The organism is Kitasatospora sp. RG8, assembly GCF_017813315.1.
Classification (GTDB): Bacteria; Actinomycetota; Actinomycetes; order Streptomycetales; family Streptomycetaceae; genus Kitasatospora.
Genome location: NZ_JAGIYX010000014.1, coordinates 107,183 through 132,664, shown reverse-complemented (window position 1 = coordinate 132,664; position 25,482 = coordinate 107,183). Strand labels below are relative to the sequence as shown.

The window sequence follows — 25,482 nt, the reverse complement described above, 5'->3', positions numbered from 1 at the left end:
CAGATGTTGTGCGGGCGACCCTTCGAAAGTGGTCTAGACCACTAAGGATATGGGTCGCCGGCCCCGGACCGCCCGGGGCCTCAGCCGGAGTACCCGACGATCAGACCACAGAACACGGCGGCCACCACCGCCACCCCCACCGACAGCACCAGCAGGACATGCGTCCGCGGCAGCGGCGCCCCGGCCCGCATCGCCTCCTCCACCCGCGCCCACCTCAGGTACGCCGTCACCCCGAGCAGCGCGCCGCCGAGCGCGCAGACCACGGCCAGCGCGATCCGCAGCGGCCCGGGAGCGACGTCGGGGGTGAGCTGGTCCACGGCGATCCCGCCCGCGAGCAGGCCGAGCGCGGTGCGGATCCAGGCGAGGAAGGTCCGCTCGTTGGCCAGCGTGAAGCGGTAGTCCGGCTCGTCGCCGCCACCGCCCTGCCCGCTCGGCCCGTCCTGCCACCCGTCCGGGTCGGGCTCCGGTTCCAACGGCGGCATCGGCCCTCCAGCTCCGCCCGGCGTTGCCGTCGACCCTAGGCGCGGACGCCCGGCCGCGCAGCCCGGGAGCCGGCCCGGCCCTCGTCACCCGGCCCCGGCCGGAACCCGGATGCGGCGCAGGGGCTTCGTCCGCGACACTGCCGCGATGACCACCGACACGCGCCGCACCGCCCAGGAACTCGCCCTCCGGCACGTCGCCGCCCTCGCCTCCGGGCCGCCGCTCGACCCCGGCCTGCGCGTCACCCTCAACTTCCACCCCGACCGGGTCTCCGGGGGTCGGCCGATCCTGGAGGCGCTCGCCGACGACGGGGTCTACCGCTCCCAGTTCGTCACCGGCACCAGCAACGGCGGCCTCACCGCCCACCCCGGCGGCGACCGCTGGCACTGGGAGAGCCGCATCTTCGGTGGCGCCTACGACGACGCACCCGCCGAGGAACGCCCGGTGTACGGGGCGCTCAACTTCCGCCGCAAGCCGCTCGGCGGGGCACCGCGCTTCGGCTCGGCCCACTTCCGGCTGGCCGGACCGGCCCTCGCCCGGGTCACCTTCTGCTACCCCGACAGCTTCCTCGAACCGTCCGACTTCGGCGTCGCCGACCGGAACGGCCTCGTCCCGCTCGCCGAGGCCGACGACGCCGACGCCCTCGACGACTACATCGAGGCCCAGGTGCACGGCGAGGTCCGGCTCGACCGCGACGTGGAGGCGCTCGTCCTCGACCCGAGCCACCGCGGCACCCCCGTCGAGGAACAGGCCCGCCGTCTCCCCTGCCGGGTCGAGTGGCACCCCGGGCTCCGCCTGAGCACGGAGGAGCTGCGCCGCCACCCCGACTACCGCGGCCCCGAGTACGTCGCCCTCGGCCTCGCCGTCGCCGAGGACGGCCACCTCGACCCGCGCATCCTCGGCGACGCCGTCCGCGCCGGCCGGTACGACCCGCAGGACCTCAAGAAGGTCTGGCACTACCTCGCCCGTTTCGGCTCGGCCGCTCCGACCGGCTGACGTCCGCCGGCGGCTCCGGCCGGCGCTGTCCGGCTCCGGCCGACACCGGCCGGAGCCGGTGGGCGTCAGTCCCGGCGGGCCAGCAGGTAGCCGCGGCGGGTCTGCGCCTCCTCCGGGTACGCCTCCCGCTCCAGGCGCGCCCCGACGGTGAAGCCGGCCTCCGCCAACAGGCCGGCGACCGTTTCGAGCTCCTGGAAGTGGAAGTCCACGTCCACCCGGTGGCCCCACCACTCGTCCAGCCGGCGGACCTCGGTGCCGAGGTGGAACGCGACCAGCAGGGTGCCGGACGGCTGGAGCACCCGCCGCATCTCGGCGAACGCGGGCGGCAGCTCGGCCGGTTCGAGGTGGATCACCGAGTAGAGGGCGACCGCGGCGGCGAACTCCCCGTCCGCCGCGGGCAGCCGCAGCAGGTCCCCCTCGCGGAACTCCGCTCCCGGGTGCTCCCGCCGCGCCAGCTCCACCATCACCGGTGACAGGTCGACCCCCACCACCTTCGCCCCGCGCCCCGCCAGCCACCCCGCCACGTGCCCCGGCCCGCACCCCAGATCCGCCACCACCCCGCCGGCGGCCGCCTCCTCCACCACCCCGAGCAGCGCCCGGTCCAGCACCTTGAACGCCAGCTCGCCCCCCACCCGCTCCTGGTACTCCTCCGCGACGACGTCATAACTCGCCCGCACCCGGCCGTGGTCAGCACTGTTCGACATGCGGGCAGCCTGTCAGGCGTTCCTGCGGCGGTGGCAGGGTTCCCGGAAGATGTACATGTACTACATTGGTGACATGACTGAGCCGGTAGTCGAATCCATGGCAGAGGTCCGCAGCCATCTGGCGGACGTCATCGACCGCGCGAGGAGGGACGAGACTCCGACGATCATCACGCGACGCGGCAGGCAGGAGGCCGTGGTGATCGACATCGCCGAGTACCAGCGTCTGCGGCAGCTGGCGGAGTCCGCCGAGGAGGCGTGGCTCAACCGCCTGGCCGACGAGGCGGAGGCCGAGGGCGTCGAAGGAGCGGTCTCGCTCGAAGAAATGGCCGCCATGCTCCGCAGCCACCACGGCTGACCGCGGTGGGGTACGTCACGAGGTTCACGCCGCACGCGCAGCGCGACATGCTCAAGATCCCCCGGCCGGACGCGGTGCGGCTCCTCCACCGGCTTGCCGAACTCCAGCGCGCCCTGGACGGGGGCGACACCTCCGGGTTCGACCTCAAGGCGCTCCAGGGCCACAGTGCGCGGTGGCGGCTGCGGGTGGGCGACTACCGGGCCGTGTACACGGTCGAGGACGGGCAGTTGATCGTGTGGGTCCTGGCCGTGGGGAACCGCCGGGACGTCCACCGCCGGGCGTAGTCCCGTGGACGTGCGAGAGCCCCCATCCCGGGACGGCAGGCGGCCGGGGTGGGGGCTCTTGATGACGCGCGGGGCGGGGCGGGGTCAGGCGGTGGGCTCGGCGGTGCGGGCCGGGAGGTGGGACATCAGGCGGTAGGCGAGGAGGGCGGCGCCGACCGCGAAGACCAGGCCGACCACGGCGGCGACGTGCAGGCCCTCGGTGAAGGCGGCGCGGGCGGTGTCGAGCAGCTCGGTGCCGAGCCGGCCGGGCAGGCCCGCCGCGACGGTGACCGCGCCGCCGAGGGTGTCCTGTGCGGCGTGGGCGGCCTCGCCGTCGAGGCCGGCCGGCAGGGCGCCGTCGAGCCGGAAGCGGTAGACGGCGGCGCCGGTCGCGCCGAGCAGGGCGATGCCGAGGGAGCTGCCGAGTTCGACGGCGGTCTCGGAGGTGGCGGAGGCGGCGCCGGCCCGCTCGGCCGGGGCGGCGGAGACCACCATCTCGGCGGTGAGGGTCATGGTGCCGACGGTGCCGGCGGCCAGGACGCCCGCCGCGGTGAGGATGAGGGCGAGCGGGGAGTCCGCGCCGACCTGGGTCATCATCGCGAATCCGGCCGCGCCGATCAGGAAGCCGCCGGCCATCATCACCGCGGGCCGGATCTTCCCGGCGAGCGCCGAGCTGAGGCCGACCGCGGCGCCGACGCCCACGCTGGGGACGAGCGACCAGAGCGAGGCGGTCAGCGGGCTCATGCCCTTGACCAGCTGGAGGTACTGCGAGGTGAAGAGGGTGAAGCCCATCATCGCGAACATGGCGATGGAGTTGACGCTGATCGCCCCGCTGAAGGCGCGGATCCTGAACAGGCTCAGGTCGAGCAGCGGGTTCGCGGCGGTGCGCTGGCGCCGGACGAAGGCGGCGGCGAACAGCAGGCCGACCGGGACGGCCAGCGCGGGGAGCAGGCTCCAGCCGTCGACGGCGAGGGTCTTGAAGCCGTAGACCAGCGGCAGGATCGAGGCCAGCGAGAGACCGGCACCGAGCAGGTCGAAGCGGCCGCTCTGCGGGGAGCGGTACTCGGGCAGCAGCAGCGGGGCGGTGACCAGGAGCAGCGCCATGACCGGGATGGCGATCAGGAAGACCGAGCCCCACCAGAAGTGGTCCAGCAGGAGCCCGCCGACGACGGGCCCGAGGGTGGCACCGGTGGTGAGGACGCCGCCCCAGGCGCTGAGGGCGATCTGCCGCTGCCGGGCGTCGTGGAACATGTTGCGGATCAGCGCGAGCGTCGAGGGCATCACCGTCGCCCCGGCGGCGCCCAGTACGGCGCGGGCGGCTATCAGCTGGCCCGCGCCGTCGGCGTAGGCGGCGAGCAGGGAGGCGCCGATGAAGCCGGCGGCGCCGGTCATCAGCAGCCGGCGGCGGCCGATCCGGTCGCCCAGCGAGCCCATCGTGATCAGCAGGCCGGCCAGCAGGAACGAGTACATGTCCATGATCCACAGCTGCTCGGTGCCGCTCGGCGCCAGCGTGGTGGAGATGTACGGGACGGCGAAGAAGAGCACGCCCATGTCCATGGTCAGGACGAGGGTCGGGAGCAGGAGGACGGCCAGGCCGATCCATGCGCGACGGCCTGCGCGGCCGGTGGTTGCGGTCATGGGGAAGACAGTAGAGGCGTCTCGCACGTTTGTCTAGAACGACTGTCTGACTCATGTGTCTGACTCGCCTGTCTTGCTCATGCGTCCAAATCAACGTGCAAGACGAACGTGCAAGACATGTGTCTGGATTGACCGTAACATTGGGACCATGGGAAATCGTGAAGACCTGCTCGCCGGCGCCAAGCGCTGCCTGCTGGACAAGGGTTACGGGCGGACCACCGCCCGGGACATCGCCAACGCCTCGGGCGTCAGCCTGGCCGCCATCGGCTACCACTTCGGCTCCAAGGAGTCGCTGCTCGACGCGGCACTGATCGAGGCCATGGGGGAGTGGGGCAGCACCCTGGGCGCCGTCGTGGAGCGGGCCTACGCCCTCTCCGAGGACCCCGAGGAGCGGTTCGTCGCGGTCTGGGACGGCGTGAAGGAGACCTTCGCCGAACACCGCGGCCTCTGGACCGCGCAGTTCGAGGCGATGCTCCAGACCGAGCGGGCGCCCCAGCTCCAGGAGGCGCTCGCCAGTGCGCAGAAGGAGGGCCGGCTCGGTCTCTCGGCCCTCTTCCAGGGGCTCGAAGAGGTGCCGGACACCGAGGAGGAGCTCGCTCGCGGCATGTTCTACCAGGCGCTGCTCGTCGGCCTGGTCGGCCAGTGGCTGGCCGCGCCCGAGCTGTCGCCGACCGGGCGGGACTTCCTGCGCGGCCTGCGGCTGGTCGACGACACCCTGGTGAGGCCGGCGGTGTCGTAACCGCCGGTGCCGCAGTCGTCGGTGCCGCAGCCGCCGGTGCCGCAGTCGTCGGTGCCGCAGTCGTCAGTGCCGCAGTCGTCGGTGCCGTGATCGGTGCCGGTCGGTGCCGGTGGCGTTCGGGTCGTGCGGTGATTCCGCATGCCCGGACCGGCACGCGGTGGACCGTGTGCCGGGCCCGTGCGCGGGCCTACACGGTCACCGCGGTCAGCAGCACCACCGAGTCGACGTGGGCCAGCAGTCCGTGCCGTTCCTGCGGCACCGGGTGCAGCTGGCCCGCCGACAGCTCCTGGAGCCGGCCGGCGATGGTCAGCGAGACCCGGCCGTGCAGCACCTGGAGGGAGGCGGCGGCGGGCGCGTTGTGCTCGTCCAGCGAGGTGCCCGCGGTCAGCGCGATCACGGTCTGCCGCAGCACGCCGTCGTGCAGCACCAGGTGCGAGCTGCGCCCGTGCGGGCTCTCGGCCGCCCGGGTCGCGTGCTCCACGGCGACTTGTTCGAGATCGACCATCGCGCGTCCTCCAGGGCCGGCCGGCCGGGGCCCTCGCGGCGGCCCCTCCGGCCCAGCGTCGCGGACGCGGTCGGCTCCCGCACCCGGAGGGGTCCCGCGTGCGGAGGAGTTCGGCGTGCGAGGGCCGCCGAGTGCACCGATGGTGGATGCATGGCGACCAACGAGAGTTTCTTCAACGGATTCCAGCTCAACCGCCCGCTGCTGGCCGGCGGAGCTGTGCTCACGGGACTCGGCGCGCTGCTCAGCGTGGCCGGGACGGCGATGGTGTGTGCGGCACTGGCCACGGCCGGCCGCAACTGGATGCGGAGCATGGACACCCCACCGTCGGCTCTGGCCCAGAAGGCCATCCACGACGCGAAGGTGGCCTCGGCGGCGGGGTGGGAGGCATGGCGCGCCGAGCACAGCGCGTCCCCCAACTGACCGGCCGTCGGCGGGCCGCCGTGGGGGCGGCCCGCCGCCGCCCGCACCTGCGAACGCCGCCCCCCACCTCACGCGACGTCCGCACCTCACGCGACGTCGCACCCTCGAAGGACGTCGCACCCTCGAACGACGTCCAGGGCAGAGGGCCTGTTCGAGGACAGGCCCTCTACAAGCCGAGCGACTTGGCGATGATGCTGCGCATCACCTCGCTGGTGCCGCCGTAGATCCGGAACACCCGGTTGTCGGTGTAGAGGCGGGCGATCGGGTACTCCAGGATGTAGCCGTAGCCGCCGTGCAGCTGAAGGCACTTGTCGATCACGCCGGACGCCGACTCGGTGCAGAAGAGCTTCGCCGCGGCCGCGTCCGCGACGGTCAGCCCGCCGTGCTGGTAGAGCTCCAGTGCGCGGTCGACCATCGACTGCTGGGCGACCACCTGCGCCTCGCAGTCGGCCAGCGTGAACTTGGTGTTCTGGAACTCGGCCACCGTCTTGCCGAAGACCTTGCGGTCCTTGACGTACTGGATGGCGAACCGGACCGCCGCCGCCGAGGCCGCGTACGCGCCGACCGCGATCGCCAGCCGCTCCTGCACCAGGTTGTGGGTCAGGTAGGAGAAGGCCCTGCCCTCCTCGCCCAGCAGGTTCTCCACCGGCACCTTGACGTCGCTGAACGCCAGCTCGGCCGTGTCCGAGGTGCGCAGGCCGATCTTCTGCAGCTTGCGGCCGACCGTGTAGCCCTCGGAGGCCGTGTCCACGCAGAGGATCGAGAGGCCGGCCCGGCGGTTCTCCGGGTCGTGGGGGGACGTCCGGCAGATCACCAGGACGAGGTCCGCGAGCACCCCGCCGGTGATGAAGGTCTTCGCGCCGTTGAGGACGTAGTGCGTGCCGTCCTCGGAGAGCCTGGCGGTGGTGGTGATGCCTGCGAGGTCGGAGCCCGCGCCGGGCTCGGTCATCGCGATGGCCGTCATGATGTCGCCGGAGACGAAACCGGGCAGCCACCGCTGCTTCTGCTCCTCGGTGGCGTACTCCAGCAGGTACGGCAGCACCAGGCCGGTGTGCACGCCGGAGGAGCCGAAGCTGACGCCCGCGCGGGCGGTCTCCTCGGCGATGACCGCCTGGTACTTGAACCCGCTCTCGCCGGCGCCGCCGTACTCCTCCGGCACCTCGATGCCGTAGATCCCGAGCGCGCCGAGCTTGCGGTAGAAGTCGCGCGGCGGGTGGCCGTCGGCCTCCCAGCTCTCGTAGACGGGCACGACCTCGTTGGCGATGAAGTCCCGGATGGTCTCCCGGAAGGCCTCGTGGTCCTCGGTGAACACGGTGCGGCGCACGACGGCGCTCCCTTCGGTGGTACCAGGTGATCGCTCCACAAGTTATTCCCGGGTAGCTTCGGCTGTCCAGGGTCGGAGGACCGTGATTCTCCCATGATCAATGCTGGTATTGTCGGCCTCGGGCCCGCTGAAGTGAATCCTTGCTAGCCTGTGTGCGACATGGAACGACAGCTGGGGCGAGGGGGTGCGGGCATGGTGGTGCGACGGCCGCCCGCGCCGGCCCGGCAGGCGCAGATCCTGGCCGTGGCCGCCGAGCGCTTCCACCGCAGCGGGTACCACCAGGTGTCGATGACGGAGGTCGCCGCCGGGGTGGGCATCACCGCGCCCGCCCTCTACCGCCACTTCCGGGGCAAGCCCGAGCTGCTCGACCGGGTCGTGCGGCTGGGTCTGGGCGAGCTGACCGCGGCGCTCCACGCGGCCGGCTCCACGGAGGCCGTCGGCGCCGCGCTGGCCGCGGTCGCGGTCGGGCACCGGCCGCTCGGCACGCTGATGCAGCGCGACGCCCGGTTGCTGCCGCCGGCCCGCCGGGCCGCGCTCCGTGGCGAGCTGCGCGCGGACGCCGCCCTGATGGCCGGGGTGCTCCGCGCCGAGCGGCCCGAACTGCCCCCGGCGGACGCCGAGTTCCTCTGCTGGTCGGCGCTCTCGGTCTGCTCGGGCCTGTCCTACCAGTCGGCCGTGCCGCAGCCGCGCCGGGCCGAGCGGCTGTTGCGCGAGCTGGTGGCGGCGGTGCTCGCGGTGTCGCTGGACGGCGCCGCCCCGGACCCCCGGACGGCCTCCGCCGTCGCCGGGCCGCGACCGCAGCCGCGCCGGGAGGAGCTGCTCGCCGCGGCGGTCCGGCTCTTCCACCGGCACGGGTTCGACAACGTCAGCACCGACCAACTCGGCGCCGAGGTCGGCATTTCGGGGCCCAGCGTGTACCGCCACTTCGCCAGCAAGCAGCAGCTGCTGGCCGCCTCGCTGGTGCGCAGCCGGGAGCGGCTCTGGCACGAGGTTGCGGGGGCGATCGACGCGGCGGCCGGGCCGGCGGCGGCGCTGGAGGCCGGGCTGGCCGCGTACGTGGGGTTCGCCCGGCACAACGGCGACTACCTGGGCGCGATGCTGAGCGAGACCGAGCGGCTGGCCGCACCGGACCGGCGGGCCGCGGTGGACTTCCGCCGGGACTTCCTGCGGACCTGGGTCGACCTGCTCCGCCGGGTGCGCCCGGAGTGCGATGCGGCGGAGGCCCGGATCCGGGTGCACGCGCTGTTCGCCCTGGTCAACGACGGGGTGCGGAACCGCCCGTACAGCGAGCGGCCGGACCTCGGGGACTGCCTGCGGCGGCTGGGCCGGGCCGTCCTGGGCGTGCCCGCGCAGACGTGAGCGGGTGCCCGCCCCCATGTGCGGGGGCGGGCACCCGGCCCGGCGCCCGGTACGTGGGGGGCGGGCGATGCGCGGGGGCGTTCCGGGGGCTTCCGGGGGTTCCTGCTCCCGGGCTTTTCCCGGAGGCTGCCCGGGTGCTCCCCGGGTGCGCCTAGGAGAAGACGTGCGGGTACACCTTGGCGGCGAGGTTGCCGTTGCCCTGGAGGGCGCCGATGTCGCCGGCGTTGCCGGTGACGGCGAGGCCGTTGTTCTGGTTGGCGGCGCCCGAACCGGTTGCCGTCTGCTGGGTGTTGACCACGTTGCCGACCACGTTGCCGATCACGTTGTTGGAGCCGGTGTTGCTCACGACGCTGCTGTTGGAGTGGTGGTCGGCGCCGGCGCCGTTGTCGGCGTGCGCGGTGGCGGCACCGAAGCCGACCAGGAGGAAGGCCCCGAGGGCGGTGACGGCGGCGGCTGCGCGGATACGGGACACGTTGGTCTCCCTGAAGGGTGGTGTGCGAAAAATGGCGCCTTCCGGAGTGGCCGCTCCGTGGCGCCGGTGCCTGACGTCGCACGACCAGCATTCATCAGCGCCGTGGACGAACTCCACCAAACGGGTGGCAATTCGCCCGATGGTGTCATGAAGGCGGCAGGTCCGAAGCGTCCGGGGAGAGCGCGCCGGGTTGCACGAACCGGGCCGGATCCGCCCGTACGCAGTGGAGTTGGCGCATCCGGACGGCGCGGAACGGGCCCGCCGGGCGGTCCTCGCGGTCAATGCCGGGTTGACCGGCCCCTGGTCACCAGAAAGAAATGGTCGCCGGATAGTCGCACTGGCACACTGGGGACCCATGTCTGAAGGTCTCCCGCCCGACCCCGTGCCCGCCGAGGATCTGCGTACGACCGAGGTCGATCTCGGCGGACTGGTGAACGTCCTCGCCACCCACCTCTACTCCACCCCGCTGGTCGCCCTGCGCGAACTCGTCCAGAACGCCCACGACTCGCACACCCGGCGCCTGCTGGAGGACCCGGACGGCGACCACCGGCCGATGATCCGGGTGCGGGCCGACGCGGACCGGCGCACCGTCAGCATCGAGGACACCGGCGCCGGCCTCACCGAGCCGGAGATCCACGCCTACCTCGCCACCGTCGGCACCGGCTACACCCGGATGCTGCGCGAACTGACCGGCAACGAGGAGCTGATCGGCGCCTTCGGCCTCGGCTTCCTCTCCGCCTTCTCGGTCGCCGGCCAGGTCACCGTCACCACCACCTCGCACCGCGAGCCGCTGCTCGGCCACCGCTACCGCAGCTTCGGCGGCGAGCAGTACAGCGTCGAGCCGGCCGCCCCGCGGCCCGGTGGCGGCACCGTCGTCGAACTGTCGCTGAAGGACGAACACGCCCACCTCGCCGACGAGCACGCGCTGCGCGAGGTGCTCGGCCGGTACTGCGTGCTGCTGCCGATCCCGGTCTACGTCGGCGACGACGAGCAGCCCGTCAACGCCGTCCCGGTGCCCTGGCGCCGGCCCTCCGACGGCGACCCGCACGCCGCCCGGATGCGGTTCGCCACCGCCTTCGGCCGCCGCTTCGAACCGCTCACCGCCTTCCCCGTCCACCCCGCCGGGGGCGACAGCGACGCCGCAGGACTGCTCTGGGTCCAGGACGGCGGCACGTACGGCAGCAGCGACAACCGCGACCTCGCCGTCTACCTCCGCGGCATGCTGCTCGCCGACGACGCCCGCGACCTGCTGCCCAGCTGGGCCGGGTTCATCGGCGGCGTGGTCGAGTCCAGCCGGCTCACCCCCACCGCCAGCCGCGAGGACCTCCAGCGCGACGAGCACTACCGCGCACTCCAGCGGGTCCTCAGCGACGCCGTCGTCGACGGCCTCTACGAGACCGCCCGGCTGCGGCCCGCCGTCTGGCGGCGCATCCTCGCCCGCCACGGCCAGGACCTGCTCGGCGCCGCGCTCTGCGACGACCGGCTCTTCACCCTGCTCGCCGACGACGTACCGGTGCCCACCTCGCAGGGCGACCTGACGGCCGGCGCGCTGCGGGCCGCCGGCGGCGGCGCCGTGCACGTCGCGCTCGGCAGCGGCGGCGGCTTCGAGGAGATGCTCTACCGGGCGATGCAGGTGCCGATCGCACGCGGCGACCGCTACGCCGTGCTGCCGTTCCTGCGCCGCTACGCCCAGCTGCGGGACTGCCGGATCGTCGAACTGGGCAGCGAACGCGGCAACCGCGAGCTGTTCCGCGACCCGGAGCGCCCGCTGCCCGCCGAGGAGGCCGCCTGGCTGGCCGGCGCCCTGGCCGACCCGGGCGAGCAGCTCGTCCCGGCCCGGTTCGAGCCGGCCGGCCTGCCGCTCGTCCTCGTCCCCGACCGGGAGGCCGAGCTGAAGGCCCGGATCGAGGACGACCAGGCGGACGCCCGGATCCCGTCCGCCGCACTGCGGCTGGCCCGGGCGTTCACCGCCCGTACCGACGGCGAGGTCAAGGCCCGGCTCTACCTCAACCTGGCCAGCCCCGCCGTCCAGGACCTGCTCACCGCCTACCGCGACGGGCACACCGGCAGCGCCACCGCCGCCGGGCTGCTCCGCTCGCTCAAGGTGATCATGGCGGCGGCCTCGGCCGGCGGGGGCGGCGGTGACCTCACCGGGGCACTGGCCGGCATCGGCACCGCGGTCTCCGCCCTGACCGCCGCCGTCCCGGCCGGCCTGCCGGGTGTCCCGGACAGCCCGGGCGGCCTCACGGACGAGGGCTGAGTCGGCGGCCGGGTCCGCCGGCGCGACCGCCGGCGGACCCGCGAACGGAATGTCAGAGGCCCCGGCCACACTGCCGACCAGCACGGCGCACGACCCGCAAGGGGGAGACGGAAGCGGCATGAGCGAGCGAATCAACGGAAGGCGCACGCCGGGCGGGGCGACCGCCGGACGAAGCGAGGTGGGCGCATGAGCACCGACATCTGGGCCTGGGTACGCGAAACCCACGAGCAACTGGCCGAGGCCGGCCACCGACGGCTGGCCGACGCCGTCTACGAGTTCCCCGGCCACGCCAACGAGGGGCGCAACGAGCAGCTCGACGCCGTCTACCCGGAGGCCCTGGCCGCCGCACGGTCGCTCGGCCTGCCCTGGGTCGAGGTCTACCTGCGGCACTGGCGGATGCAGAACCTGCTGAACAAGCGCCACCAGGGCGAGCAGGCCCTGCCCGAGGCGGTCGACCTGCTGGAGTTCGCCCACCGCGAGGAGACCGCCGACTGCCCGCAGTCGGTCTGCGTGGTGCAGGACTTCGCGATCTGCCACGCCCGGGTCGACGGCCCCGGCTACGTGCCCGAGCGGCTCGCCGTGCTGAGCGAGACCCTGGAACGGATCGAGCCGTCCCGGGCCTGCTTCGACTGCCTCTCCCGGGAGTACTCCGACGCCCTGGAGGACGACGGCCGCCCGGGCGAGGCGCTCGGCCACCTGGACACCGCCGCCGCCCGGATGCAGGCGGCCGGCCAGCGGCTCTCGCTCCACTTCCACCACGCCCGGGCCGGCACCCTGCACCTGCTCGGCCGCCACGAGGAGGTGCTGACCCTGCTCGACACCTCCGAGCAGGCCGAACGCGCCCGCGGCCGGGAGATCGACGACAGCGACCGGCGCTGGGGCGCCCTCGCACGGGCCCGCGCGCTCGCCTCCCTCGGCCGCACCGAGGAGGCGCTCGCGCTGCTGCCGGGCCTGGAGGAGGCCGAGCGCCACGCCGACCTGCGGCCCGCCTGGACGGAGACCGTCGAGCTGCTGGTCGCGGCCGGTGCGTGGGAGAACACCGCCGAGCTGGGCGCCGCCGTGGCCGGCTGGGTCGGCTACCTCGACGGCACCGGGTCGCACCGCCCCTGCGTCAACCTGCTGCTCGCCGCCGGGCGGCTCGCCCTGGCCCGCCACGCCCGCACCGTCGCCCTCACCCTGGCCGCCACCGGCGAACGCAAGCTCGCCCAGCTGCGCCGCACGGACGGCGTCGCCGAGGAGGTCGCCGCGCTGCGGGCCGCCGCCGAGGCGCTGCCCGTCCCGGCGCTGGTGGTCCCGCCGGCGGGGCTGCTCGCGTACCTCGGCGCGGCGGGCGTGCCCGTCGAGACCGGCGCCGACCTGCTCGCCGCCGCCCTGGATCAGTGCCGGCGAGGGCAGACCGGCCGGGGGCAGGCCGACGCCACCGAGGTGGCGGTGCAGCTGGCGGGGGTGCTGGGCAGCCTCGGCCACGCCCGGGCCGCCGCCGACCTGCTCTGGGAGCAGTTGGACGCCGACCCGGCGAACGAGCAGCTGAGCGGCATGCTCGGCAGCGCCCTGATCGAGGCCCGGGACGAGGACGGCGTGCGCCGCCTGGCCGACCGGCTGGCGTCGGCCGGCCCGGCCGGCGGCCACTGGGTCCGGGCCCGCTGGGCCGCCGCCGAGGGCCGCTGGGCCGAGGTGGTCGAGCTCTGCGAGGCGATCCTGGACGCCCACCCGGACCGGATCAACACCCGACGGCTGGCCGCCGCCGCGGCCACCGAGCTGGGCGACCACACGCGTGCGCAGCGGTTCTACCAGGAGATCCTGGAGCACGCGCTGCCCGCCGAGGGCACGCCGGAGGAGGAGCGGCACCGTACCGTCCAGGAGCCGGACCTCTGGCACCTGATCACCGCCGCCACCGCCAACCGGGACTGGGCGGTGGTCCGTTCCACCGGCGCCCTGCTCGGCCTGGACTTCGACGAGCCCGAGGGCCCGGTGGACGAGGAGTGGCAGCTGGTGACCGTCCGGGCCACCCGGACCAACGGCGCCACCGCCGACCTTCCGGCCGTCCGGACCGGCCCGGCCACCGCCCGCATCCTGCCGGTGCTCGGCGACGACGTGACGCTCAACCACGGCGACGTGGTGGTCTTCGCCCCGGCGCTGCTGGAGGAGCCGCCCGCCGAGGACGCGCCGGAGGAGGAGCGGCGGCGCCGGCGCCCGGTGTTCGCGCTGCTCACCCTGCTCGACCCGGCCGGCTACACCACCTACTGGGTGGACGGCGGCTGGCCCGGGGACGAGGCCTGGGCCGTGCTGCGCGGGGAGCTGCAGGAGGCCGGCTACGCGGTCTGGGCGTACAGCGGGGAGCAGTACAGCATCACCGACCCCGCCGACGACGGCGACCTCCTGCCCGGTGTCTACGCCGCCGTCGGGGTGCCGCCCACGGCGCACGCCGCCGAGGCCGACGCCCTGCTGCACCGGCTCACCCGCGGCTGGCCGCATCCCCTCGCCTGGCTGGACCTGGCCAAGGCGGCGGGCGCGGACACCGGTCGGCACGAGGAGGTCATCGAGCGGTACGGGCTGTAGCGCGGAAGCGGGCCGGTCCCGGGGCAGACCCCCTGGTTTAGGCGTACTTGGCAAATGCTTTACTGTTTCATTGCCAAGAGTCGACCTCCAGGAGTGTCTGCCCCGTGACCAGCCTCGCCCTCGGCCCGTCCTGGCTCGATCCGACCCATCTGATCTCCACGTTCGGGCCGATCGGCATCATGGCCATCGTCTTCGCCGAGTCCGGCCTGCTGATCGGCTTCTTCCTCCCCGGGGACTCGCTGCTCTTCACCACCGGCCTGCTGCTGGCCGGCGGCACCTACCTGCACCAGCCGCTCTGGCTGGTCTGCGCGCTGATCGTGGCCGCCGCGGTGGCCGGGGACCAGGTCGGCTACCTCTTCGGCCGCAAGGTCGGGCCGAGCCTGTTCCGGCGCCCCGACTCCCGGCTGTTCAAGCAGGAGAACGTGGAGAAGGCCGCCGCCTTCTTCGACCGGCACGGCCCCAAGGCGATCGTGCTGGCCCGCTTCGTGCCGATCGTGCGGACCTTCACCCCGATCGTCGCCGGGGTGAGCAGGATGAACTACCGCACCTTCGTCGTCTTCAACGTCGTCGGCGGCGTCCTCTGGGGTGCCGGCGTCACCGTGCTCGGCTACTTCCTCGGCCGGATCCCGTTCGTCCGGGACAACATCGAGGCGATCCTGGTCGGCATCGTGCTGCTCTCGGTGGTGCCGGTGGCGGTCGAACTCCTGCGCGCCCGCCGGGCAGGCGCGTCGGCCCCGGCCCACCACCGCGCCGGGTAGGCACCCGCGGGCCCCGGCGCCCGCCGCGACGTACATGTGCGTCCGGCAGTTCGATCAGGCAAGGTGTACCCGAGATCGAGCGGCGGCCCGGTGACCCCGGCGCCACCAGGGGCGGCAAGGAGCGGAAGTGCCTAAGCGGGGCCGACCGGGCGGAGGCAGGCGGGCCAGGGGCGGCAAGGGGGCCCGGCAGGCGCGTCAGACGCGTCCGGCGCCGGGGTCGCAGCCGCTCCACCCCTCCGACGCGCCGCCCACCGAGGGGCTGCTCGGCCACCCCGCCCCGGCCGTCGAGCCGACCACCGTGATCCCGCTCGTCCCGCCCGTCACGGAGACCAAGGGACTGCTGAGCCCGGAGCCCGCCGCCGAACCCGGGCGTGCGCCCGTCGACGCGGAGCCGGGGACCGCCGACGCGGGGTCGGGGATCGCCGACGCGGGGTCCGGTCCGGCAGCGGTGGAGGAGCCCGAGCGGCTCGCCCCCGTCCACCGCCGGCGGTCGGTCGCCGAGGACACCCTCACCCCCGAGGAGTGGCAGGCGGCCGGCTACACCCCGCCCACCGGCATCTCCGTACCGACCCTCCAGCCCGGCGCCCCCGGCGATGCGCCGTGGCCGGACCGGATGCGCACCCTGCTGCGCACCCCGATGACCGAGCGCCCGGCCTTCGAACGCACCGCGCGCGAGCTGCACCCCTCCGCCGCCCGGAACGTCCCGCGCATCCTCGACCTGACGCTGCGGATCGGCGAACTGCTGCTGGCCAGCGGCGAGGCCGCCGAGGACGTCGAGGCGGCCATGCTCGGCATCGCCCACGCGTACCGGCTGGACCGCTGCGAACCGCAGGTCACCTTCACCCTGATCGGCATCTCGCACCAGCCCTCGCTGGTCGAGCCGCCGGTCACCGCGGACCGGGTGGTGCGCCGCCGCACCTCCGACTACACCCGGCTGAACGCGGTGTACGAGCTGGTCGCCGACATCACCGCGGAGAAGGTCAGCGTCAACGACGCGTACCGCCGCCTCGCCCTGATCCGCCGCAACCGGCACCCGTACCCGGCCTGGCTGCTCGCGCTGAACACCGGGCTGCTGGCCGGCGCGGCGACCTTCCTGGTCGGCGGGCGGATGGACGACAAGGGGTGGCTGGTCTTCGCCAGCGCCTTCATCGCGGCCGTCCTCGGCGACCGACTGGCCTCGCTGATCGCCCGTCGCGGCCTGCCGGAGTTCTACCAGTTCGTGCTGGCCGCGATGCCCGCGGCGGCCTCCGGCATCATCCTCTCCTTCAACGACTGGGACCTGCACGGCTCGGTGGTGATCACCGGTGGGCTGTTCGCACTGCTGCCCGGGCGGGCCCTGGTGGCCGCCGTCCAGGACGGCCTGACCGGCTTCTACATCACGGCCGCGGCCCGCCTGCTCGAAGTCATCTACCTGGTGGCGGGCATCGTCATCGGCGTGATGCTGATCCTCTACCTCGGGGTCGGCTTCGAGGCCAAGCTCCGGCCGGACGAGAGCCTGGTTGGGGTGAACTACCCGCCGGTGCAGATGATCGCCGCGCTGGTGCTGACGCTGGCCTTCGCGATGCTGCTGCAGACCGACCGCCGTCTGCTCGGCATGGTCACCCTGAACAGCGGCATCGGCTGGTCCAGCTACGGCGTCCTGGTCTACAACGCGCAGGTCTCGCCGATCGTCGCCACCGGCGTGGCGGCCGGCCTGGTCGGTCTCTTCGGCCAGCTGATGGCCCGCTACCGGTACGGCTCCGCGCTGCCGTACGTGACCGCGGCGATCGGTCCGCTGATGCCGGGTTCGGCGCTCTACCTCGGCATGCTCTCCTTCGCCCAGGGCCACTCCGCCGCCGGCATCGTCCAGATCACCCGGGCCGCCGCGATCGCCCTGGCGCTGGCGATCGGAGTGAACCTCGGGGGAGAGATCGCCCGGCTCTTCATGAAACTGCCGGCCGGCGCCGAACTGCTGCCGCCGCAGCCCGTCGTGCCGCGCCGGGCGGCCAAGCGCACCCGCGGCTTCTGACCGACGCCGGCCCGGCGGCGGCGTACGGATCCGGCGCACGGACCCCGGCGTCCGGCTCCCGGCGTCCGGCACGACGTCCGGACCCCGGCGGACGGACCTCGGCGGACGGATCCCGCGCCGGCTGCGGTCGCCGGACCGCACGCCGTGCTCGTTGGAGGGGTGTCGGCCGGGGACGGTACGCCGCACCCGCCGCACCGGTGGCGGCCCGGGCCATGTCGCGGCACGTACGACGCAGGACCAGGAACGAAGGTAAGACGCATGACCACACTGCTGGACGGCTACCGCGAGCACATCGTCGCCGCGCACAAACAACCGCTGTTCCTGCTGCTGGTCGGGTTCATCACCTCATTCGTCTTCATCCGGTTCAGCGTGCGGATGATCAGGGCCCAGGTGCGCTGGTGGCCCGGCAACGTCACCCCCGGCGGACTGCACATCCACCACATGGTGTTCGGCTTGGGCTTCCTGCTGGTCGGCGGCATCGGGGTGTTCGCGACCTACGGCGGACACCCCTGGATCGACGTGTTCGGGCTGCTCTTCGGCATCGGCTGCGGTCTGGTGCTGGACGAGTTCGCGCTGATCCTGCACCTGGATGACGTCTACTGGGGCGAGCAGGGCCGCAAGTCGGTGGACGCGGTCATCTTCGGCATCCTCTTCACCGCACTGCTGCTGGTCGGCTACGTGCCGCTCGGCGTGGTGCCCAGCCAGGAGACCAGGTGGGGGCTGGTCACGGTGATCTCGGTGAACATGCTGGTCTCCATGGTGGCCCTGCTCAAGGGCAAGGTGTGGACCGGCCTGCTCGGCATCATGGTGCCCGGCATCTCCTGGATCGGCGCGATCCGGCTGGCCCGGCCCAGCAGCCCGTGGGCGCGCTGGCGCTACGCGACGCGCCCGCGCCGCCGGGCGCGCGCGATCCGGCGCGAGCGCCGTCTGCACCGGCGTGCGGACATCGCGCGGACCTGGCTCTTCGACCTGATCGCCGGCGCCCCGGACAAGGTCCCGGCCAACCACCCCGCCGCCCACCGGGTCGCCGAGCGGATGGCCGCCCGGGCCACCGCCCACCTCGACGCGCACGAGGCCCGCGCGCTGGCCCGGCGCTCCGCCCGGCTGGCCGACCGCCGCTCGGCCGCCGCCGCGGGGCCCGGACCCGGCACGGGCGCCGCCGTCCACGGGGCCCGCGAGCCCGGCACCCGGCGCGGAGCCCAGCAGCGCCGGCGGACCGTCCGGGCGGGGCGCAGCCGCACCTACGCGGTGGGCCCGACCGGCCTGGAGCCGCGCCCCGGCCGCCTCCCCCACCTGAGGCCGCACACCCGCCGGATCCGCCGGTAGTCCGCACACCGTTTGTGACCGGCCGGAATTGAGGCCCGGTCGGATCATCTGACGGATCACCCGGCCGGCCGTGCGGGCCTGGAGCGGGAAAGCCGCCCGGCTTGAGAACATGGCGATGCGTAAACGATTCGTCACGTAATGGGACGCTTTGCCGGGCCTGTGCGACCAACCGGCCACTCGGCGGCGGCCCGTCCGCGACCTTGAGAAGGGATGTCTCGTGGTGCGCAGGCTGCTGCCGACCCTCCTGTTGTCCCTCACCGCCCTGCTCGGGCTGATCCCCGCCGCCGCGGCGCTCCCCGCGCCCGCGGCCCTCCCCGCCGACCCGGACCGGGCCCCGGGTGCCACGGCCGGGCCGGACCGGGCTCCGGGCGCCACGGCGGCCGACGAGGCGTACCCCTCCGCCGAGTCCGTCGACCGCGCCCGCGCCGAGGCCGACCGCCGGGCCGCCACGGTCACCGCCGTCGAGGCCGGGCTCACCGCCGCCAAGGCCGAACTCGACCGGACCGGCCGGGTCGCCGAACAGGCCGTGGAGGCCTACAACGGCGCCCGGCTCGCGCTCACCCGCGCCCGCGCCGAGGAGTCCGCCGCGATCGGCCGGGCCGCCTCCGCCGAGGCCGACCGGGCCGGGGCGGCCGAGGACGCCGCCGCGCTGGCCGCCGAAACGTACCGCCAGGGCGCCACCGCCGAACTCTCCGCCATCAACGCCCTGATCGGCGCCCGCGGACCGCGCGAGGCCGGCGACCAGGCGGCCGTGGTCGGCGTGGCCAGCGACCGCACCCGGCAGATCCTCGACGCGGCCACCTCCACCGCCGCCGCCGCGAACCGGGCCTCGGCCGCCGCGCGCGCCGCGACCGAGGCGGCGGAGAAGGCCGCGGCCGAGGTCGGAGCGGCCCGGGACCGGGCGGAGTCACGGCTCGCCGCCCAGCAGTACCAGGTGGTCACCACCGGCCGGCGCCGCGAACGGCTCCTCACCGAGCTCGCCGCCGCCCGCGACACCACGGTCGAGCTGGAGCGGCAGCGGCGCGAGGCGCTGGAGGAGATCTCCGCCCGCGAGGCCGAGGCCGCCGCCCGGGCCGCCGCCGAGAAGGCCGCGGCCGAACAGGAGGCAGCGGAGAAGGCCGCCGCGGAGGCCGCCGCGGTCGAAGCGGCCCGGGTCGAGGCCGTTGGGGCGGAAGCCGCGAAGGCGGAAGCCGCCAAGCCGGAGGCCGCGAAGGACGCCGGGGGAGCCACGACCGGGCCGATGCCGGCCGGGCGGCCGTGGTCGGAGGAGGGCGCGGCCGCCGCCGTCGCCTTCGCCCGCTCCAAGATCGGCCTGCCGTACATCTGGGGCGGTGAGGGCCCCGGCGGCTACGACTGCTCGGGGCTGACCATGATGGCCTGGCGCCAGGGCGGCCGGCAGCTCAACCACTTCGCCGCCGACCAGTACGCCCAGAGCACCCCGATCGGCTACCGCCAGCTCCGCCCCGGCGACCTCGTCTTCTGGACCGACACCGGCCGTGCCGCCGACATCCACCACGTCGGCCTCTACATCGGCGACGACCAGATGATCGAGGCCCCGCGTGCGGGCGTGCCGGTCAAGCAGGCCAGCCTCTGGATCATGGGCACACCGGACTTCTACGCCCGCCCGTGACGGCGCCGGGCCGGCGGTAGGGTCCCGAAAGCCTTGGCAGAACCTCACGGCGGTTGGCAGGCCTCATGGCAGACATGCCACTGCCACTGCCATGAGCCTTGCAGTTCAGGGGCTTCACCCGTTCCGGGTGGCTCGGGCGGCGGTCCGGGTCACTCAGGGGGTGTCACCCGCGGAGCACATGGCCCGTGACTCCTGGACGGGCGCTCAGCGTCTCGTCTCGTACCTGGTCAGGATCACGCCGCAGGGAAGCGTCCGCGTCTCCACCAGGTTCAGGTTCACCCAGCTGTCCAGCGCGGTGAAGAACGGCGTGCCGCCGCCCACCAGGACCGGCGCGGTGGCCAGCACGTACTCGTCGATCAGCCCGGCCCGCATGGCTGCCCCGGCGAGCGTCGCGCCGCCGATGTCCATCGGGCCGCCGTCCTCGGCCTTGAGCCGGGTGATCTCGGCGACCGCGTCGCCGGTGACCAGGCGGGTGTTCCAGTCGACCTTGTCGATCGTCGAGGAGAACACCACCTTCGACATGTCCCGCCAGCGGCGTGCGAACTCGATCTCCGCCGGGGTGGCGTCGGGCTGCTGGTCGCCGGTCGGCCAGTAGGAGCTCATCGTCTGCCACAGCTTGCGCCCGTACAGCGTCAGGTCGGTCGCCTGCAACCGGTCGGACCAGAACTGGAACAGCTCGGCGCTCGGCACGCTCCAGCCGATGTCATCGCCGGGCGCGGTGATGTAGCCGTCGAGGGTCAGGTTCATGCCGTAGATCAGTTTCCGCATGGCGCCGGCCTTCCGTGAGTCGGTCTCAGGCGTCACCTGTAGTCCTCGTGCCCGGTGGGTCGGCCGCAGACTCGTCATTGCGCCGAGGAAATGGCATCGACCTGAGGCTGATCTTGGGTGGCATCGCGGTGAGACAACCGAGAACCAGCAGGTCACAGCGAGGCCGACCAGAGCGCCGTCCTCCGCACGGACGAGGAGCTCGCCCACGTACGCGCCGGCCGCATCATGCCCGCCCGGCGCGTGCCCCGGCCCGGGTTGCCGGAGGGGTGGAGGGGCAGGACTGTCGGAGAGGGGCCGCGCTGTGGGAGGGGGCCGGGCTGTCGGAGGCCCGCCGTACGATGACCGCCCCTTGAAAGGAGCCCGGGATGAGGCTGCGCAACGTCGAGCCGGGGGATGTCGGCGCCTACGTCAGGATGCGGTGCGACCCGGTGATGATGGCCGATCTGGGCGGTCCCCTCCCGGTGGAGGGCATCGCGGACAAGGTCCGGCGGGACGTCCAGGCCGCCGCGGCGGACCGGTCGTGGATCAAGATGATCGTCCCGGACGGGGCCGCGCCGGGCGAGGTGGCCGGGTGCGTCACGCTCTGGTCGCAGGAGGAGGACGGTACGGCCTGCTCCGAGATCGGCTGGATGGTGCTGCCGGAGTTCCAGGGGCGCGGCCTCGGCAAGGCGGCAGTCCGGGCCGTGCTCGACGAGGCGGCCCGGGACGGCCGCTGGGGCGCGGTGCACGCGCATCCGGCGATCACCAACGGGCCGTCCAACGGGATCTGCCGCACCCTCGGGTTCCGGCTGGCCGGCGAGCGGGAGGTCGACTTCGCGGGCCGGCTGCTGCGGGTCAACCACTGGGTGCTCGACCCCGGGCACGGTGCTCCGGGCGGTGCGCCCCGGCCGTGACCACCGGCCCGCGGCAGGGCGGAACCCCGCGGCGCGCACCGGCCCCTGCGCCAGCCCCTGCACCGGCCCCGGGCACCCGCTTCGAGCAGCGGCGAATAATCGGATGCCGTCCTCCGAGGCCCGCCGTACCGTGGGCTGATGGGCAACGAAGCGAACGGTGGGACCCGCGATCCCGGTAGTGGCCGAGTCGAGGAGTGGACCGACACGGTCGGCGGGATCGAGATCCGGCCGATCGCCGAGGACGAGGTCGAGGACTGGGACCGGGCGCTCGTCCTGGGCTTCCTCCGCCCGCACGTGGAGAGCGCGGCGGACTACCGCCGGCAGCAGTGGGAGCCCGGGCGGATGCTCGCGGCGGTGGCCGAGGGCCGCTTCGTCGCCACCTACCGGAGCTTCGACGTCGAGCTGACCGTGCCCGGCGGGGCCGTCGTCCAGGCGGACGCGATCACCGCCGTCACCGTGTCGGCCACCCACCGCCGGCGCGGACTGCTCAGCCGGATGATGACGCGGGACCTCGCGGCCGCCCGCGAGCGCGGCGCGGCCGTCGCCGTCCTGATCGCCGCCGAGTACAACATCTACGGCCGGTTCGGCTTCGGCCCGGCCACCCGCGGCCACGGCTGGAACGTCGACCTCCAGCGCACCCGTGGCCTGCGCGAGGGCCTGCCCACCGTGCCCGGCGGGCGGGTCGACTTCCTCACCATGGACGAGCTGCGCAAGGTGGGCGCCGAGCTGCACGACCGCTGGCGGCTCGCCCAGCCCGGCGCGCTCGCCCGCGACGAGCTGTGGTGGAAGCGCCACACCGGCGCGGTCTCCGTGCCGGGCTTCGACTGGAAGGAGCCCTTCGCCGCGGCCCACCGGGACGCCGAGGGCAACGTCACCGGCCTGGCCGTCTACCGGGTGGACGACACCTGGGACGGCAGCTACCCGAACTGCACGCTCACCGTCGTCGACTTCCTCGCCCTGGACCGGGGCACCGCGGCCGAGCTGTGGCGGTTCCTGTTCTCGGTCGACTGGGTGCGCAAGGTCGTGATCGAGAACATCGGCCCGGACGACCCGCTGCCGCTGCTGCTCCAGGACCCGCGCGCCGCCACCCCGTACGTGGACAACGCCGACTTCACCTGGCTGCGGGTGCTCGACGTCGAGGCCGCCTTCAACGCCCGGACGTACGGTGCGCCGGGCCGGGTCGTGCTGGAGGTCGAGGGCAACGACGGCCACGTCGCCGGCCGGTGGGCCGTCGAGGTCGCCGCCGACGGTACCGGCCGCTGCACCCGCACCACCGACGAGGCCGACCTCGCGCTGAGCGAATCGGTGCTCGGCTCGCTCTACCTGGGCGGCGAGACGGTCCCGCGGCTGGCCGCGGCCGGCCTGGTCACCGAGGTGCGGCCGGGCGCCGCGGCCGCGGCCGACCTGCTGCTGCGCACGCCACTGTCCGCCTGGACCCCGGACAACTTCTAGCCGGGCCGACGCCGGGCCCGCCCGAGGTGCCGGCGCACCCGGGCATTCGACGGCCGGGTGCTCCCGATCTCGGGAGCGCCCGGCCGTCGAATTTTCTCCACGGTGCAGGCGCCCTACTTGACGGCGGTTTTTCCAATGGTGGGCAGGATGAAGTCCTGAATGAGGCCCTTGGCGTCGCGGACGATCGGCCGGAACACCCGATAACGCGAGAGGTTGATCACCCGGGCCGCCATGGGGGTGGACCGGCGGACGAATTCCCGGGTCCGTTCGGTGTCCTCGGTCCGGTCGAAGACCCAGTAGAGGACCACGACCATCAGGTGCAGCCAGAGCACGTCGGGCAGCAGCTCGACCAGCTCGGCGTCCAGCTTGGGGGCCAGCTCGGAGCCCTGCAGCACGTCGCGGAACAGCTCCACGGCGGTGGCCCGGGCCGGGTGGGACTCGTTGGAGAACGGGCTCAGGGAGCTGGTCGGGTCGGCGGCCGTGCGGAAGAACTGCGCGGCGAACTCGTGGTACGGCGCGGCCGTGTCGAGCCAGGAGGTCAGCGCGATTTCGAGTCGTTCGGCGAAATCCCGCGTATGGGCCATGCGATTCCTGGCGTCCGCCGCATGGTCGTACGTCATTCGGTCGTAGAATCCCTGGATCAGAAATTCCTTCGCCGAAAAATAATAGTAAGCATTTCCCACCGAAACGCCCGCCTCGGTGGCGATGGCGCGCATGGTGGTCTTCTCGTAGCCGCGTTCCTGGAACAGCCGCATCGCGGTTTCCAGGATCAGGGCCCGGGTCGCCTCGCTCTTGTCCGTCTTCGGCTGGGCCCTTCCGCCGGGGAGCTCCGCCGGAGCAGGGGTACCGGTCGCGAGGCTGTCGCTGTTGCTCGACTTCTCCACGTCGGCCGACCCTACCGGGCCACGGCCAGGGCGCCCCTGGCCGTGCCCTTGCGTACGTGAACGTTCCCGGCCGGCGAGAAGTGGTCGTGGGTGTTGCCGACCGGGACGTCGGACCCGGTGGCGACGGCGCGCAGGGTGGTCTTCTCGCCGCGGTGTTCCTGGAACAGCCGTACGGCCGTCTCCGGGAGCAGGGTCCGGGTCTGCCCGCTCCTGTCGCTCTTCGGCCGGGCGCTGCTGCCGTGCACCTCGGCGGGGGGTGCCGCCGGGGCCGTCGGCGCAACGGCTGCATCCGTGGGGCTGTCGGTGCCGCCGGGGCCGGTCGTGCCGCCGGTGCCGCCCGTGCTGTCGGGTCCGTTCGTCGCTGCCAGGTCGTCCACGCCCCGAGCCTAGGCCCTGTCGGGATGGTCAGCTCCAGCCGGTATCGGTGCGGGCGGCACCGGATGCCCCCTCCGCATCCGGTGCCGCCGCTCCGCCCCCGTTCATTTCGAACGTGTTCAAAAGCACGGGTGACTCTAGGGGCTGAGGTTGAACGGGTTCAAGTCGAGGCGTGTGGGAGGCTCGTCACATGAACGCCACCATCCGCCGCGGCACCGCGCACGACGCCGAAGCCGTCGCCGACCTGCACGCCCTCAGCTGGCGCACCGCTTACGTCGGCATCGTCCCGGACCAGGCGCTCGGCGACGGGATGGCGGCCGAGCGGCGCGAGCTCTGGGCGCTGCGGCTGACCGCCGACTACGGCGAACCCGCCAACACCCCCGAGCTGCTGATCGCCGATCAGGCCGGCGACGCCGTCGGCTTCGCGTACCTGGTGCCGCAGCAGGACGGGCGGGTCCTGCTGGACAACCTGCACGTCCGGCCCGGCCGCACCGGCGGCGGCATCGGCCGTGCACTGTTGGACGCGGCACGGGCGCACGTCGTGCGGCGGCACCCCGGCGCCGACCTCTACCTGGAGGTGCTGCGCGACAACACCGGGGCCGTCGCGTTCTACGAGCGTGAGGGCGGCCGCCGGACGGCGGAGCAGGAGGGTGTCTTCCCGGGCGGGTACGTGCTGCCCGAGTACGAGTACACCTGGTCGTTCACACCCGCCCCGGAGCCGGCAGGGGCCTGAGCCGCCGACAGGCCCGGTCGACTGTCGGGCCCTGGCCGACCGGCGGCCCCCGGCCCCTGGTCGGCTGTCGGGTCGGGCTCCCGCGAGCGGGTGCTAGTCGAAGTCGTAGACCGTCACCGGCACCCCCCGGTCCACCAGCCGGGCCGTCACCAGCGGCTCGACCCGCTCCCAGCGCCCGCCCGCCAGCCCGCAGCCGATCCGGGGCATGTGGACGGAGGCGCCGAGCGCGAGCGCCTGGTCGGCCAGCGCCGTCAGCGCGGTGTCGATCGCCTCGTACCGCACCGGCGCGCCCGTCGAACGACCCGTGCGGATGCCGCGCTGCCCGACCAGGTTGGCCACCCAGACGTACGGCTCGACCTGCACGAACTGCGCGGCGCCCAGGCCGAAGTCGTTCTTCGCGCGCTCCCGGTGCCAGCGCCGGAACGCCGCCTCGGGCTCGGGCCAGCGCCGCGACACCGCCAGGACGAACCCCTTGCCCCAGCCGCCGAGGTCGTTGCAGACGTGCGCGATCACCTTGACGCCCTTCGCCTGCGGTGCGGTGGCGTCGCCGCGGATGTAGTCGATCGTTGCCATGACCGGAC

25 protein-coding genes are annotated in these 25,482 nt (G+C 73.8%); 15 read left to right on the top strand and 10 right to left on the bottom strand.

Translation table 11 applies throughout. The features are described 5' to 3' along the window. Nucleotides 1–80 precede the first annotated feature (80 nt). Entirely contained in the window at nt 81–482 is a 402-nt protein-coding gene (locus J5Y04_RS21685; protein ID WP_209413733.1) for a YidH family protein, read from the bottom strand. Nucleotides 483–627: 145 nt separating this feature from the next. On the opposite strand from J5Y04_RS21685, the gene J5Y04_RS21680 reads away from it, so the two are divergent. Further along, complete coding sequence (locus J5Y04_RS21680) at nt 628–1,476, top strand: DUF3626 domain-containing protein (RefSeq protein ID WP_209413732.1); 849 nt, start codon at nt 628–630, stop codon at nt 1,474–1,476. Between the two features lie 65 nt (nt 1,477–1,541). On the opposite strand, the gene J5Y04_RS21675 is transcribed toward J5Y04_RS21680, so the two are convergent. Continuing rightward, nucleotides 1,542–2,180 carry a class I SAM-dependent methyltransferase gene (locus J5Y04_RS21675; RefSeq protein WP_209413731.1) on the bottom strand — a complete coding sequence of 213 codons (639 nt, stop codon included), beginning with the start codon at nt 2,178–2,180 and terminating at the stop codon, nt 1,542–1,544. A gap of 73 nt (nt 2,181–2,253) precedes the next feature. Here J5Y04_RS21675 and J5Y04_RS21670 point away from each other — a divergent pair, with 73 nt between their 5' ends. Together J5Y04_RS21670 and J5Y04_RS21665 are read left to right on the top strand one after the other, a co-directional pair. Further along, nucleotides 2,254–2,535, top strand: coding sequence for a type II toxin-antitoxin system Phd/YefM family antitoxin (locus tag J5Y04_RS21670; RefSeq protein ID WP_245205165.1), 282 nt, complete (start codon nt 2,254–2,256; stop codon nt 2,533–2,535). Between the two features lie 5 nt (nt 2,536–2,540). Next, nucleotides 2,541–2,819, top strand: a complete 279-nt coding sequence (locus J5Y04_RS21665) for a type II toxin-antitoxin system RelE/ParE family toxin (RefSeq protein ID WP_209413730.1) — start codon at nt 2,541–2,543, stop codon at nt 2,817–2,819. An 84-nt stretch (nt 2,820–2,903) separates the two neighbouring features. On the opposite strand, the gene J5Y04_RS21660 is transcribed toward J5Y04_RS21665, so the two are convergent. Next, nucleotides 2,904–4,436 (bottom strand): MFS transporter, encoded by a 1,533-nt coding sequence (locus J5Y04_RS21660; RefSeq protein WP_209413729.1) that lies wholly within the window; start codon nt 4,434–4,436, stop codon nt 2,904–2,906. 148 nt (nt 4,437–4,584) lie between these two features. Between J5Y04_RS21660 and J5Y04_RS21655 the strand changes: the two genes are divergently transcribed. Next, a complete protein-coding gene (locus tag J5Y04_RS21655; RefSeq protein ID WP_209413728.1) occupies nt 4,585–5,175 on the top strand; it encodes a TetR/AcrR family transcriptional regulator in 591 nt (196 codons plus the stop codon). A gap of 187 nt (nt 5,176–5,362) precedes the next feature. Here J5Y04_RS21655 and J5Y04_RS21650 read toward each other — a convergent pair whose 3' ends face one another. After that, complete coding sequence (locus J5Y04_RS21650; RefSeq protein WP_209413727.1) at nt 5,363–5,680, bottom strand: cupin; 318 nt, start codon at nt 5,678–5,680, stop codon at nt 5,363–5,365. A gap of 150 nt (nt 5,681–5,830) precedes the next feature. Here J5Y04_RS21650 and J5Y04_RS21645 point away from each other — a divergent pair, with 150 nt between their 5' ends. Then, nucleotides 5,831–6,100: a hypothetical protein gene (locus J5Y04_RS21645; protein ID WP_209413726.1), complete on the top strand. Its 270-nt coding sequence runs from the start codon at nt 5,831–5,833 to the stop codon at nt 6,098–6,100. A gap of 166 nt (nt 6,101–6,266) precedes the next feature. Here J5Y04_RS21645 and J5Y04_RS21640 read toward each other — a convergent pair whose 3' ends face one another. Continuing rightward, on the bottom strand, nt 6,267–7,424 hold the full coding sequence (locus J5Y04_RS21640; RefSeq protein WP_209413725.1) for an acyl-CoA dehydrogenase family protein: 1,158 nt from the start codon (nt 7,422–7,424) through the stop codon (nt 6,267–6,269). A gap of 159 nt (nt 7,425–7,583) precedes the next feature. On the opposite strand from J5Y04_RS21640, the gene J5Y04_RS21635 reads away from it, so the two are divergent. Next, complete coding sequence (locus tag J5Y04_RS21635; protein ID WP_209413724.1) at nt 7,584–8,783, top strand: TetR/AcrR family transcriptional regulator; 1,200 nt, start codon at nt 7,584–7,586, stop codon at nt 8,781–8,783. A 151-nt stretch (nt 8,784–8,934) separates the two neighbouring features. Here the strand turns inward: J5Y04_RS21635 and J5Y04_RS21630 are convergent, their stop codons facing one another. Beyond that, nucleotides 8,935–9,255, bottom strand: a complete 321-nt coding sequence (locus J5Y04_RS21630) for a hypothetical protein (protein ID WP_209413723.1) — start codon at nt 9,253–9,255, stop codon at nt 8,935–8,937. 355 nt (nt 9,256–9,610) lie between these two features. On the opposite strand from J5Y04_RS21630, the gene J5Y04_RS21625 reads away from it, so the two are divergent. The 6 genes from J5Y04_RS21625 (at nt 9,611) to J5Y04_RS43580 (ending at nt 19,796) form a co-directional block, all read left to right on the top strand. After that, entirely contained in the window at nt 9,611–11,515 is a 1,905-nt protein-coding gene (locus J5Y04_RS21625; protein WP_209413722.1) for an ATP-binding protein, read from the top strand. Nucleotides 11,516–11,701: 186 nt separating this feature from the next. Continuing rightward, a complete protein-coding gene (locus J5Y04_RS21620; RefSeq protein ID WP_209413721.1) occupies nt 11,702–14,074 on the top strand; it encodes a hypothetical protein in 2,373 nt (790 codons plus the stop codon). 104 nt (nt 14,075–14,178) lie between these two features. Next, complete coding sequence (locus J5Y04_RS21615) at nt 14,179–14,832, top strand: DedA family protein (RefSeq protein ID WP_209413720.1); 654 nt, start codon at nt 14,179–14,181, stop codon at nt 14,830–14,832. A gap of 127 nt (nt 14,833–14,959) precedes the next feature. Beyond that, on the top strand, nt 14,960–16,840 hold the full coding sequence (locus J5Y04_RS21610; protein ID WP_307853231.1) for a threonine/serine exporter family protein: 1,881 nt from the start codon (nt 14,960–14,962) through the stop codon (nt 16,838–16,840). Nucleotides 16,841–17,098: 258 nt separating this feature from the next. Then, nucleotides 17,099–18,166, top strand: a complete 1,068-nt coding sequence (locus tag J5Y04_RS21605) for a hypothetical protein (protein ID WP_209413719.1) — start codon at nt 17,099–17,101, stop codon at nt 18,164–18,166. A gap of 217 nt (nt 18,167–18,383) precedes the next feature. Then, a complete protein-coding gene (locus J5Y04_RS43580; protein ID WP_209413718.1) occupies nt 18,384–19,796 on the top strand; it encodes a C40 family peptidase in 1,413 nt (470 codons plus the stop codon). Between the two features lie 204 nt (nt 19,797–20,000). Here the strand turns inward: J5Y04_RS43580 and J5Y04_RS21595 are convergent, their stop codons facing one another. Continuing rightward, the gene (locus J5Y04_RS21595) at nt 20,001–20,564 is read right to left on the bottom strand and encodes a dihydrofolate reductase family protein (protein WP_209413717.1); all 564 of its coding nucleotides are present in this window, start codon (nt 20,562–20,564) and stop codon (nt 20,001–20,003) included. A 365-nt stretch (nt 20,565–20,929) separates the two neighbouring features. On the opposite strand from J5Y04_RS21595, the gene J5Y04_RS21590 reads away from it, so the two are divergent. Then, the gene (locus J5Y04_RS21590) at nt 20,930–21,457 is read left to right on the top strand and encodes a GNAT family N-acetyltransferase (protein WP_209413716.1); all 528 of its coding nucleotides are present in this window, start codon (nt 20,930–20,932) and stop codon (nt 21,455–21,457) included. A 138-nt stretch (nt 21,458–21,595) separates the two neighbouring features. Further along, nucleotides 21,596–22,909 carry a GNAT family N-acetyltransferase gene (locus tag J5Y04_RS21585; protein WP_209413715.1) on the top strand — a complete coding sequence of 438 codons (1,314 nt, stop codon included), beginning with the start codon at nt 21,596–21,598 and terminating at the stop codon, nt 22,907–22,909. 113 nt (nt 22,910–23,022) lie between these two features. On the opposite strand, the gene J5Y04_RS21580 is transcribed toward J5Y04_RS21585, so the two are convergent. Then, on the bottom strand, nt 23,023–23,793 hold the full coding sequence (locus tag J5Y04_RS21580) for a TetR family transcriptional regulator (RefSeq protein WP_307853230.1): 771 nt from the start codon (nt 23,791–23,793) through the stop codon (nt 23,023–23,025). Nucleotides 23,794–23,804: 11 nt separating this feature from the next. After that, nucleotides 23,805–24,170: a hypothetical protein gene (locus tag J5Y04_RS21575; RefSeq protein WP_209413714.1), complete on the bottom strand. Its 366-nt coding sequence runs from the start codon at nt 24,168–24,170 to the stop codon at nt 23,805–23,807. Nucleotides 24,171–24,358: 188 nt separating this feature from the next. Between J5Y04_RS21575 and J5Y04_RS21570 the strand changes: the two genes are divergently transcribed. Next, nucleotides 24,359–24,901, top strand: coding sequence for a GNAT family N-acetyltransferase (locus J5Y04_RS21570; protein WP_209413713.1), 543 nt, complete (start codon nt 24,359–24,361; stop codon nt 24,899–24,901). 93 nt (nt 24,902–24,994) lie between these two features. On the opposite strand, the gene J5Y04_RS21565 is transcribed toward J5Y04_RS21570, so the two are convergent. Then, nucleotides 24,995–25,474, bottom strand: coding sequence for a macro domain-containing protein (locus J5Y04_RS21565; protein WP_209413712.1), 480 nt, complete (start codon nt 25,472–25,474; stop codon nt 24,995–24,997). Nucleotides 25,475–25,482 lie beyond the last annotated feature (8 nt).

Coding starts and splice junctions, on each gene's coding strand:
- J5Y04_RS21675 (WP_209413731.1), bottom strand. CDS start 2,180: ATGTCGAACAGTGCTGACCACGGCCGGGTGCGGGCGAGTTATGACGTC.
- J5Y04_RS21635 (WP_209413724.1), top strand. CDS start 7,584: ATGGAACGACAGCTGGGGCGAGGGGGTGCGGGCATGGTGGTGCGACGG.
- J5Y04_RS21655 (WP_209413728.1), top strand. CDS start 4,585: ATGGGAAATCGTGAAGACCTGCTCGCCGGCGCCAAGCGCTGCCTGCTG.
- J5Y04_RS21650 (WP_209413727.1), bottom strand. CDS start 5,680: ATGGTCGATCTCGAACAAGTCGCCGTGGAGCACGCGACCCGGGCGGCC.
- J5Y04_RS21565 (WP_209413712.1), bottom strand. CDS start 25,474: ATGGCAACGATCGACTACATCCGCGGCGACGCCACCGCACCGCAGGCG.
- J5Y04_RS21595 (WP_209413717.1), bottom strand. CDS start 20,564: ATGCGGAAACTGATCTACGGCATGAACCTGACCCTCGACGGCTACATC.
- J5Y04_RS21685 (WP_209413733.1), bottom strand. CDS start 482: ATGCCGCCGTTGGAACCGGAGCCCGACCCGGACGGGTGGCAGGACGGG.
- J5Y04_RS21660 (WP_209413729.1), bottom strand. CDS start 4,436: ATGACCGCAACCACCGGCCGCGCAGGCCGTCGCGCATGGATCGGCCTG.
- J5Y04_RS21620 (WP_209413721.1), top strand. CDS start 11,702: ATGAGCACCGACATCTGGGCCTGGGTACGCGAAACCCACGAGCAACTG.
- J5Y04_RS21570 (WP_209413713.1), top strand. CDS start 24,359: ATGAACGCCACCATCCGCCGCGGCACCGCGCACGACGCCGAAGCCGTC.
- J5Y04_RS21680 (WP_209413732.1), top strand. CDS start 628: ATGACCACCGACACGCGCCGCACCGCCCAGGAACTCGCCCTCCGGCAC.
- J5Y04_RS21590 (WP_209413716.1), top strand. CDS start 20,930: ATGAGGCTGCGCAACGTCGAGCCGGGGGATGTCGGCGCCTACGTCAGG.
- J5Y04_RS21625 (WP_209413722.1), top strand. CDS start 9,611: ATGTCTGAAGGTCTCCCGCCCGACCCCGTGCCCGCCGAGGATCTGCGT.
- J5Y04_RS21605 (WP_209413719.1), top strand. CDS start 17,099: ATGACCACACTGCTGGACGGCTACCGCGAGCACATCGTCGCCGCGCAC.
- J5Y04_RS21585 (WP_209413715.1), top strand. CDS start 21,596: ATGGGCAACGAAGCGAACGGTGGGACCCGCGATCCCGGTAGTGGCCGA.
- J5Y04_RS21670 (WP_245205165.1), top strand. CDS start 2,254: ATGACTGAGCCGGTAGTCGAATCCATGGCAGAGGTCCGCAGCCATCTG.
- J5Y04_RS21645 (WP_209413726.1), top strand. CDS start 5,831: ATGGCGACCAACGAGAGTTTCTTCAACGGATTCCAGCTCAACCGCCCG.